The sequence below is a fragment of the Streptomyces anatolicus genome (genome assembly GCF_019400875.1).
Lineage (GTDB): Bacteria > Actinomycetota > Actinomycetes > Streptomycetales > Streptomycetaceae > Streptomyces > Streptomyces anatolicus.
Genome location: NZ_WMBF01000248.1, coordinates 1 through 9,105, shown reverse-complemented (window position 1 = coordinate 9,105; position 9,105 = coordinate 1). Strand labels below are relative to the sequence as shown.

At 72.0% G+C, this 9,105-nt stretch carries 11 protein-coding genes; 7 read left to right on the top strand and 4 right to left on the bottom strand.

Annotation, left to right across the window (positions count from 1 at the left end):
- The coding region (locus GKQ77_RS20820; protein ID WP_308117733.1) for a heavy metal transporter at nucleotides 1–812 on the bottom strand (812 nt) is incomplete at its 3' end.
- 72 nt (nucleotides 813–884) lie between these two features.
- Between GKQ77_RS20820 and dapE the strand changes: the two genes are divergently transcribed.
- On the top strand, nucleotides 885–1,976 hold the full coding sequence (dapE, locus tag GKQ77_RS20815; RefSeq protein ID WP_219690435.1) for a succinyl-diaminopimelate desuccinylase: 1,092 nt from the start codon (nucleotides 885–887) through the stop codon (nucleotides 1,974–1,976).
- 40 nt (nucleotides 1,977–2,016) lie between these two features.
- Nucleotides 2,017–2,793, top strand: a complete 777-nt coding sequence (locus tag GKQ77_RS20810; RefSeq protein WP_219690434.1) for an LOG family protein — start codon at nucleotides 2,017–2,019, stop codon at nucleotides 2,791–2,793.
- 22 nt (nucleotides 2,794–2,815) lie between these two features.
- On the opposite strand, the gene folP is transcribed toward GKQ77_RS20810, so the two are convergent.
- Nucleotides 2,816–3,676: a dihydropteroate synthase gene (gene folP, locus GKQ77_RS20805; RefSeq protein WP_219690433.1), complete on the bottom strand. Its 861-nt coding sequence runs from the start codon at nucleotides 3,674–3,676 to the stop codon at nucleotides 2,816–2,818.
- A gap of 149 nt (nucleotides 3,677–3,825) precedes the next feature.
- Between folP and GKQ77_RS20800 the strand changes: the two genes are divergently transcribed.
- Entirely contained in the window at nucleotides 3,826–4,203 is a 378-nt protein-coding gene (locus tag GKQ77_RS20800) for a DivIVA domain-containing protein (RefSeq protein ID WP_219690432.1), read from the top strand.
- Nucleotides 4,200–4,799 (top strand): DNA-3-methyladenine glycosylase I, encoded by a 600-nt coding sequence (locus GKQ77_RS20795; protein WP_219690431.1) that lies wholly within the window; start codon nucleotides 4,200–4,202, stop codon nucleotides 4,797–4,799. Before GKQ77_RS20800 ends, GKQ77_RS20795 begins: the two co-directional genes overlap by 4 nt.
- On the opposite strand, the gene chcB is transcribed toward GKQ77_RS20795, so the two are convergent.
- Nucleotides 4,796–5,596, bottom strand: a complete 801-nt coding sequence (gene chcB, locus GKQ77_RS20790; protein WP_219690430.1) for a 2-cyclohexenylcarbonyl CoA isomerase — start codon at nucleotides 5,594–5,596, stop codon at nucleotides 4,796–4,798. The two genes, GKQ77_RS20795 and chcB, sit on opposite strands and share 4 nt — an antisense overlap.
- A gap of 307 nt (nucleotides 5,597–5,903) precedes the next feature.
- Here chcB and GKQ77_RS20785 point away from each other — a divergent pair, with 307 nt between their 5' ends.
- The gene (locus GKQ77_RS20785; protein WP_003966491.1) at nucleotides 5,904–6,071 is read left to right on the top strand and encodes a DUF3117 domain-containing protein; all 168 of its coding nucleotides are present in this window, start codon (nucleotides 5,904–5,906) and stop codon (nucleotides 6,069–6,071) included.
- Nucleotides 6,072–6,298: 227 nt separating this feature from the next.
- Here GKQ77_RS20785 and GKQ77_RS20780 read toward each other — a convergent pair whose 3' ends face one another.
- Nucleotides 6,299–6,997, bottom strand: a complete 699-nt coding sequence (locus GKQ77_RS20780) for an O-methyltransferase (RefSeq protein ID WP_219690436.1) — start codon at nucleotides 6,995–6,997, stop codon at nucleotides 6,299–6,301.
- A 153-nt stretch (nucleotides 6,998–7,150) separates the two neighbouring features.
- Here GKQ77_RS20780 and sigE point away from each other — a divergent pair, with 153 nt between their 5' ends.
- Nucleotides 7,151–7,924 carry an RNA polymerase sigma factor SigE gene (gene sigE, locus GKQ77_RS20775; protein WP_219690429.1) on the top strand — a complete coding sequence of 258 codons (774 nt, stop codon included), beginning with the start codon at nucleotides 7,151–7,153 and terminating at the stop codon, nucleotides 7,922–7,924.
- Entirely contained in the window at nucleotides 7,921–8,910 is a 990-nt protein-coding gene (locus GKQ77_RS20770) for an anti-sigma factor family protein (protein ID WP_219690428.1), read from the top strand. Before sigE ends, GKQ77_RS20770 begins: the two co-directional genes overlap by 4 nt.
- Nucleotides 8,911–9,105: the final 195 nt, after the last annotated feature.

The following is a 9,105-nucleotide window of genomic DNA, read 5'->3' as shown; positions in this document are numbered from 1 at the left end:
CGCCACTCCCACCCCCCGTACGAGACGCGCTCGACGCGCAGCGCCGAGGACTGCGCCACCGCCCAGTGCGCCAGCTCCCAGCCGCGCCGCGGAGCCCTGCCCGCCGCGGCGGCCGTGGCGGGCACCGGGACCGTCACCGTCCGCCCCCGGGCCCCCTCCGGACGCACCTCGCGGCCGAAGTCGCGCACCAGCGCGGCCCGCACCCGCGCCGGGCCACCGGGCTCCGTGCCGGCGCGGCCCTCACAGCTGAGGGCGGCGGGCGCGCGGCCGGTGAGCGCGGCGGCGAGCAGCACGGCGTCCGGCTCGTGCTTGGCGTACGCCTGCGGATAGCCGCTGCGCTGCACCCGCTGGGCGGCGACCGTCAGCGGCAGCCGCGAATAGCCGGGGACCTCGGCCAGATGCTCGTAGAACCGGGCCGCCGAGTACGCCGGGTCCATGATCTGGCGCTCGTCGCCCCAGCCCTGCGTGGGGCGCTGCTGGAAGAGGCCGAGCGAATCCCGGTCGCCGTGCCGGATGTTGCGCAGCCCCGACTCCTGGAGGGCGGTCGCCAGGGCGATGGTCACCGCGCGCTCGGGCATGCCGCGCGAGGTGCCGACGGCGGCGACCGTCGCGGCGTTCCGCGCCTGCTCCGCCGTGAACTCGTACGACGCGCCGTCGTCGTTCGCCGACACCACCGTGCACCGCGGCGAGGGCCTGTCCCCGTAGACGTACTGCACCGCCACATACCCCACGACGGCGAGCAGCACGAGGACCGCGACCGTGCGACGGGGGAGACGGCCGCGCCGGAGGAGGAAGGTGGGGGGCTCAGGCACGCGTCCAAGGTACTGGAGCCCACCGACGGCCGACGCGCCCCGGGGAGCGCGGTCGGCGTTAGGGTCTTCCGCATGCCTCAGACCCCGCTTGACCTCACGCTGGACGCCGCCGAGCTGACCGCCCGGCTCGTCGACTTCCCCTCCCCGAGCGGCTCGGAGAAGGACCTCGCCGACGCCATCGAGACGGCCCTGCGCGGCCTTTCGCACCTCACCGTCGACCGCCACGGCAACAACGTGGTGGCCCGCACGAACCTCGGCCGCGCCGAGCGGGTCGTCCTCGCCGGGCACATCGACACGGTGCCGATCGCCGACAACCCTCCCAATGTGCCCTCCCGGCTCGACGAGGACGGCGTCCTGTGGGGCTGCGGCACCTGTGACATGAAGTCGGGCGTCGCCGTCCAGCTGCGCATCGCGCAGACCGTGACCGAGCCCAACCGCGACCTCACCTTCGTCTTCTACGACAACGAGGAGGTCGCCGCCCACCTCAACGGCCTCGGCCACATCGCCGAGGCCCACCCCGACTGGCTGGCGGGCGACTTCGCGGTCCTCCTGGAGCCGACCGACGGCCAGGTCGAGGGCGGCTGCCAGGGCACGCTGCGGGTGCTGCTGCGCACCAAGGGGGTGCGGGCGCACTCCGCGCGCGCGTGGATGGGCGCCAACGCCATCCACGCGGCCACCCCGATCCTGAACAAGCTCGCCGCGTACGAGCCGCGCAAGCCGGTCGTCGAGGGCCTCCAGTTCCACGAGGGCCTCAACGCCGTACGCATCGAGGGCGGCGTCGCCACCAACGTCATCCCCGACGAGTGCACCGTCACCGTCAACTTCCGCTACGCGCCCGACCGCACCGAGGAGGAAGCCGTCGCCTTCGTGCGCGACTACTTCGCCGACTGCGGCGTCGACGAGTTCATCGTCGACGACCACACGGGCGCGGCCCGCCCCGGCCTCACCCATCCGGCCGCCGCCGCGTTCATGGCGGCCGTCGGCGGCGAGGCCCGCCCCAAGTTCGGCTGGACGGACGTCTCCCGCTTCAGCGCGCTCGGCGTGCCCGCGGTGAACTTCAGCCCCGGCGACCCGCTGCTCGCACACAAGATCGACGAGCGGGTGAAGGCGTCGCTGATCCCGGAGGCGGAGGAGCGGCTGCGGGCCTGGCTGACGTCTTCGTAGACCTACGCTGTGAGGCACGTACGCGTGGAGGGAGCAGACGATGACCAACCCCGATGCCGGCACAGACAGTGGTGACCCCGCTGCCGGGAAGCGTCCTGAGGAGCAGCGGCTCGGCCCGGTGCTGCGCCGGCGCGACAAGGTCCAGGCAGGCACCACCGATCAGCGTCTCCTCGACTCCGACGGTCCTTCCGAGTGGGTGCACACCGACCCCTGGCGGGTGCTGCGCATCCAGTCCGAGTTCATCGAGGGGTTCGGCACCCTCGCGGAACTCCCGCCCGCGATCAGCGTCTTCGGCTCGGCGCGTACCGCCGTGGACTCGCCGGAGTACGCGGCGGGGGTCGCGATCGGCAAGGCGCTCGTGGAGGCCGGTTTCGCCGTGATCACGGGCGGCGGGCCCGGCGCGATGCAGGCCGCCAACCAGGGAGCCGTCGAGGCGAAGGGCACCTCGGTCGGCCTCGGCATCGAGCTGCCCTTCGAGCAGGGCCTGAACCCTTACGTCGACATCGGCGTGAACTTCCGCTACTTCTTCGTCCGCAAGACGATGTTCGTGAAGTACGCGCAGGGGTTCGTGGTACTGCCCGGCGGCCTCGGCACCCTGGACGAACTCTTCGAGGCGCTCACCCTCGTACAGACCCGCAAGGTCACGCGCTTCCCGATCGTCCTCTTCGGCTCGCGGTACTGGAACGGCCTGATCGACTGGCTGAAGAACACGGTCATCGCCCAGGGCAAGGCCTCCGAGGCGGACCTGCTCCTGTTCCACGTCACCGACGACGTCGACGAGGCGATCTCCCTGGTGACCAAGGAGGTCGGCAAGTAACGCCCCGCGCGCGGGGGCTAGGTCACGCCAGCCCCCGCCGCGCCACGGCGGGTTCCCGATGACCCGCGATCGTCGCCACCATGTCCAGGATCTGACGGGTCTGCGCGATCTCGTGTACGCGGTAGACCTGCGCGCCCAACCACGCCGAGACCGCCGTCGTCGCCAGCGTGCCGAGTACGCGCTCCTTGACCGGCTTGTCCAGCGTCTCGCCCACGAAGTCCTTGTTGGAGAGGGAGACGAGCACCGGCCAGCCCGTCTCCACCATCTCGCCGAGCCTGCGCGTCGCCTCCAGGCTGTGCCGGGTGTTCTTGCCGAAGTCGTGGCCCGGGTCGATGAGGACCGATTCGCGCGGCACGCCCAGTGCGACCGCGCGCTCGGCGAGGCCCACCGTCACCCGCAGGATGTCGGCCATCACATCCTCGTACGTGACGCGATGCGGCCGCGTCCGGGGCTCGGCGCCACCCGCGTGCGTGCACACCAGGCCCACCCCGTACCGCGCGGCGACCTCCGCGAGCCTCGGGTCGACGCCGCCCCACGCGTCGTTGAGGAGATCGGCACCGGCCTCGCAGACCGCCTCACCGACATCGTGCCGCCAGGTGTCGACGCTGATCACCACGTCGGGGAACCTCTTGCGGACCTCGGCCACGAAGCCGACCGTGCGGCGCGCCTCCTCCTCGGCCGTCACCTCCTCGCCGGGCCCCGCCTTGACCCCGCCGATGTCGATGATCGCGGCGCCCTCGGCCACCGCCTGCTCCACGCGGGCCAGCGCGGGCTCGTCGCGGAACGTGGCGCCCTGGTCGTAGAAGGAGTCCGGGGTCCGGTTGACGATCGCCATGATCACCGGCTCGTGCGCGTCGAACTCGCGCCTGCCAAGCCTGAGCATCCCCTGTGGCCCTCCTGGGTCCTTGTCGCGGTTCGGCCGCCTGCGACCTTAACTGTCACAGGCACATGGCACGATCGGACCCAGACAGTTTCAGCAGCGGTTTCAGTGACACTTTCAGCACGGGCAGTCGAGTGTGGGGGCCTGACGACATGGTCTTGTTCTTGTTCCTGGTCATCGCCCTCGTCGTGGTGGTCGGCGCGGTGACCCTCGCCGTGGTCGGCGGCGGCGAGAGCGGCGCCCTGCCCGACGCCGCGCCCGAGCGCCTCACCGACCCGCTGCCCCTGGACCGCCCGCTGCGCCGGGCGGACGTGGACGCGGTGCGCTTCCCGATGACGCTGCGGGGCTATCACATGGACGACGTCGACGACGTGCTCGGCCGCCTCGGCGCGGAGCTGGCCGAGCGCGACGCCCGCATCGCCGAGCTGGAGGCGGCCCTGGCGGGCGCCCAGGCCACGGCGGTCGCGGGCCCGGCGCTCTTCGAGAAGTACGAACCGCGCGAGCCCGAGGACAAGGGGGGCGAGAAGTGAGCGCCGCGACCGGCGCGCTCGCGGGTCCGGACGGCGGCCTGCGCTGCCCCTGGGGCCTGTCCACCGAGGAGTACGTGGCGTACCACGACGACGAATGGGGCCGCCCGGTCCACGGCGACGACGCGCTCTACGAAAGGCTCTGCCTGGAGGCCTTCCAGTCGGGCCTGTCCTGGATCACGATCCTGCGCCGCCGCGAGGGCTTCCGCGCCGCCTTCGCCGACTTCAAGATCGCCACGGTCGCCGGGTTCACCGACGAGGACCGGGCACGGCTCCTCGCCGACCAGGGCATCATCCGCAACCGCGCCAAGATCGACGCGACCCTCGCCAACGCGCGCGTGCTCGCCGACTGGCCCGAGGGCGAGCTGGACTCGCTGATCTGGTCGTTCGCACCGGACCCGGCGGACCGCGAGGCGCCCAGGGCCCTCGCCGACGTGCCCGCCATCACCGACGAGTCCACGGCCCTGTCCAAGGCCCTCAAGAAGCGCGGCATCCGCTTCGTCGGCCCCACCACGGCGTACGCCCTGATGCAGGCCTGCGGCCTGGTCAACGACCACCTCGCGGACTGCGTGGCCCGCGAGGTGTCGGACAGGCGCTAGCGCCCCAGGTACGCCGGCTTCTCCTTGGCGATGAAGGCCTGGACGGCGATCGTGTGATCCTCGGAGGCGCCCGCCCTGGCCTGCAGCTCGTCCTCCTTGTCCAGCGCCTCGTCCAGGGAGTGGTCCGCCGCGTAGGCGAGGGATTCCTTGAGCGCCGCGTACGCGAGGGTCGGCCCCTCGGCCAGGGCGCGGGCCACCTTCGCGGCCTCCTCGGCGAGCTCCGCCGCGGGCACCACCTTGTTGGCGATGCCCAGGTCGTACGCCTCCTGCGCGGTGATGTTGCGCGGGAAGAGCAGCAGGTCGGCGGCGCGGCCGGGGCCGACCACGCGCGGCAGCGTCCAGGAGACGCCCGAGTCGGCGGTGAGGGCGACCCCGGCGAACGAGGTGTTGAACTTGGCGGTGTCCGCGACCACGCGGTAGTCGGCGGCGAGCGCGAATCCGAGCCCCGCGCCGGCCGCGGCGCCGTTCACCCCGGCCACGACCGGCTTCGGCATGCCCGTCAGCGCCCGCACGATCGGGTTGTAGTGCTCCTTGACCGTGCTCATGGTCTGCCCGGTGCCCGCCTCGCGGTCCGCCGCGAGGGAGCCGATGTGCTCCTTGAGGTCCTGCCCGACGCAGAAGGCGCGCCCGGCCGCGGTGAGCAGTACGGCGCGCACGGCGGCGTCCGCGGCGGCCGCCCGTACGGCCTCCCGCAGGGCGACCTTGGCCTCCGTGTTCATCGCGTTCATCGCCTCGGGACGGTTGATCGTGATCGTCGCGAGTCCGTCGCTCACCTCGTAGAGCACGCTGTCGGCCATGGTGTTCCCCTCCGCTGGTCCAGTACGTGGGACTCAGCATGACGGAGATCATCGGGGTCCGGCATGAAGCGGGATATGTGACCTGCGTCAAAGAATTTCGGGTCTGTGGGGCGTATGGGGCGGCGAAGTATCGCAGCCACATCGCCGAATTGGGTGGTTTTGCGGGCGCGCGTTGCTCAAGCGATGCCGACCGATGTTGGTCATCGGGTCCCGCCATGCGGGATAATGACCTGGAAGCAATGTGTTCGATGCCGGTGACACCTGGGTTGTCGGCTGCGATGAGCTGGTTTCAGGAAGGGGAACGAGCATGGCGGCCATGAAGCCGCGGACGGGCGACGGCCCGCTCGAGGTGACCAAGGAGGGGCGGGGCATCGTCATGCGCGTTCCGCTCGAAGGCGGCGGACGACTTGTCGTCGAACTGACTCCGGACGAGGCCGACGCACTCGGCGACGCTCTGAAGAAGGTCGTCGGCTGACGCGGAAGCGCACCCACTTTTTTCCCTGCCCCGGCATCGACGATGCCGGGGCAGCGCTATTCCCGGGCCCCTGGGCCTCCAATGGGGAACGCCCCGTCAGGGTTTGCCGAGGTCGGGCCCCGTAAGGGGCGCGGGGAACTGCGCGACCAGCCAAAGACGGCCCGCAGAGAGGAAACGCGCGCCCGGCGGCAGGCCAAGCCGGCAGCAACGAACAACCGCTCCCGGCGCTACCGCTTAACGGCGCAAAGCAAGCCATCCCCCACCGGCAGCAACGACGTAACAAGCTCAGAACTCTCCCGCACCGTCCGCAACAGATCCCGCAAGTGCAGAACCTCGACCGGCTGCGGCCCCGAGTCCACGGTCCGCCCCTCCGCGAAGACGCCCTCGAAGCAGACGAGCCCACCCGGCCGGAGCAGGCGCAACGATTCAGCGAGGTACTCCAGGGACTCCACGCGGTCGCCGTCGCAGAACACGAGGTCGTAGCCGCCGTCGGCAAGCCGCGGCAGGACGTCGAGCGCCCGCCCCGGAATGAACCGCGCGCGGTTGCCGGCGAAGCCGGCCGCGCGGAAGGCCTGGCGGGCGAACTGCTGGTGGTCCGGCTCGGGGTCCACCGTGGTGAGCACGCCGTCGGGCCGCATGCCGTGCAGGAGATGGATCCCCGACACCCCGGTCCCCGTACCGATCTCGGCCACCGCTTTCGCGTCAGCCGTGGCGGCGAGCATCCGCAGCGCGGCGCCGGTGCCGGGCGACACCGAGGGCAGCCCTGCCTCCCGGGCCCGGTCCCGGGCCCAGCGCAGCGCCTCGTCCTCGGCGACAAACGCGTCGGCGAACGCCCAGCTCGTCTGCCGGTTGCCGGTAATGGCCCTCTCCTGTCCCCGTGGTTGCCTGGCCGTGACTGTATCCGTTGGGGCCGGGAACCCGCAGATGGGACCGTGCGTTTAAAGGGGGTGGGAGGAGAGCGGGGGTGACGGATGGATCCACACCGGAAGCGGGCGCGTCGAAGCGGCAGGACACTCGCAGCGAAGCCCGTACCAAATTCACGTAAAAACGCTTATCCGGAGCTAACGGGCGAGGTGGTTATGGTAGGGGCTCCACTGGACACCACCAGAGCCGATAGGGGAGGTGCGGCTGCGTCCGCGGATCGGGGAGGAGCGCTGCGGCGTTTTCTCGGGTTGGCGGGTGAGCCGAAATCCGTGACCGAGACTGCTGACCGCCTCCGTGCCAACGACTCCGCTCAGACCGCGACCTTTGCCGCTGACGCGGATTCGCAGGCGTGGACTCCGCCCACCTGGGAGGAGATCGTCAGCACGCACAGCGGCCGCGTGTACCGCCTGGCGTATCGCCTGACCGGCAATCAGCACGACGCCGAGGATCTCACGCAAGAGGTCTTCGTCCGTGTGTTCCGGTCCCTTTCGACCTACACCCCCGGCACGTTCGAGGGCTGGCTGCACCGCATCACCACGAACCTCTTCCTGGACATGGTCCGCCGCAAGCAGCGCATCCGCTTCGACGCCCTCGGTGAGGACGCGGCGGAGCGGCTGCCGAGCCGCGAGCCGTCCCCGCAGCAGGTCTTCAACGACACGCACTTCGACGCGGACGTCCAGCAGGCGCTCGACACCCTCGCGCCCGAGTTCCGCGCCGCCGTGGTCCTCTGCGACATCGAGGGCCTTTCGTACGAGGAGATCGCCGCCACCCTCGGCGTCAAGCTCGGTACGGTCCGCAGCCGTATCCACCGGGGCCGTTCGCAGCTGCGCAAGGCTCTCAAGCACCGCTCTCCCGAGGCCCGCGCCGAGCGCCGCTCGCTCGCGGTCACCGGCGCCGTGGCGCTGGGAGGAGGGGGTGCGACCGCGTGAGTGGATCACGGTCGAATCCTGCCGAGCGGCGTCTGACCGAGGCCGAGCAGCATCTGGGGGACCGGCTCGCCGCCCTGGTGGACGGCGAGTTGGGCCATGACGCCCGCGAGCGCGTCCTCGCGCATCTGGCGACCTGTCCGATGTGCAAGACCGAGGCCGATGCCCAGCGCCGTCTGAAGAGCGTCTTCGCGCAGGCGGCGCCGCCGCCGCCCAGCGAGAGTTTCCTCGCCCGGCTCCAAGGTCTCCCCGCGGGCGGCTCCGAGCCGCCCGGCGGCCCCGGCGACGGGGAGGGCTTCGCCCCTGGAGCCCCCAGAGCCACCGGTTCCGCCGGACTGCCGCGGACCGGGATCTTCGGCGTGAGCACCGAGCCCTTCGTGGGGTACGTCCCGTCCGGCGCCCACGCCGCGGTGCTGCCCGGCGAGGGCCGAGGCTTCCGCATCCACGACGTCACCCGGCACGACGGCGATCGCTCGCTCTGGCGCGGGCGCCGCTTCGCCTTCGCGGCGGCCGGTGCGGTGTCGCTGGCCGCGATCGCGCTGGGTGGGGTCACCGTGGTCACCCCTACCGACCCCGGGGACACGCGGGCCGGCGGCGCCAAGACCAACAGCAAGGTGACGCCGCAGCGCACCCAGGGCTCGGGCGTCGTCGCGACCCCCGACTCCGTGCGGCGCCGCGGCGGCGGCAATCCGCTGTCGGCACAGGGCCAGCGTCCCGGCGCCCTGTCGGTGCCGGTCGCCCCGACCGAGGTGACGGGGCCGCTGCTGCCCGGGGCCACGCAGTCGCGTGTCCACGAGAGAGTGCGGGAGCTGACGGCGCCGATGTTGGCGGGCGCCGCCGCGCTCTCCCCGCTCATACGCCCGCCGCATACGGCCCCCGCGCGGCCGCCCGTCCTTGGGCCCCTGCGGACGCGCGGCGCGGATCCGGTGAACACGGCCGCCGCGCCCCCGGGTTCGGGCCCCCTGCAAGGCACCTCGCAGGTCCACTGACGCGACGGGTGCCCTGCGCTTCGGCGGCGGAACCTGGTTGAATCTCGGTGGACCGTGCTCGCCGGGGAGACTCGGCGGGCGCGGGGTTGAGCAGGCGATCGGCGTCCGCCGCGGGCAGTTGTGGGGAGAGCATGGACGAGGGCAAGCCCACGAAGGCCAAATGGTGGAGCCGCCCCCGGCCGGAAGCCCCGGCCC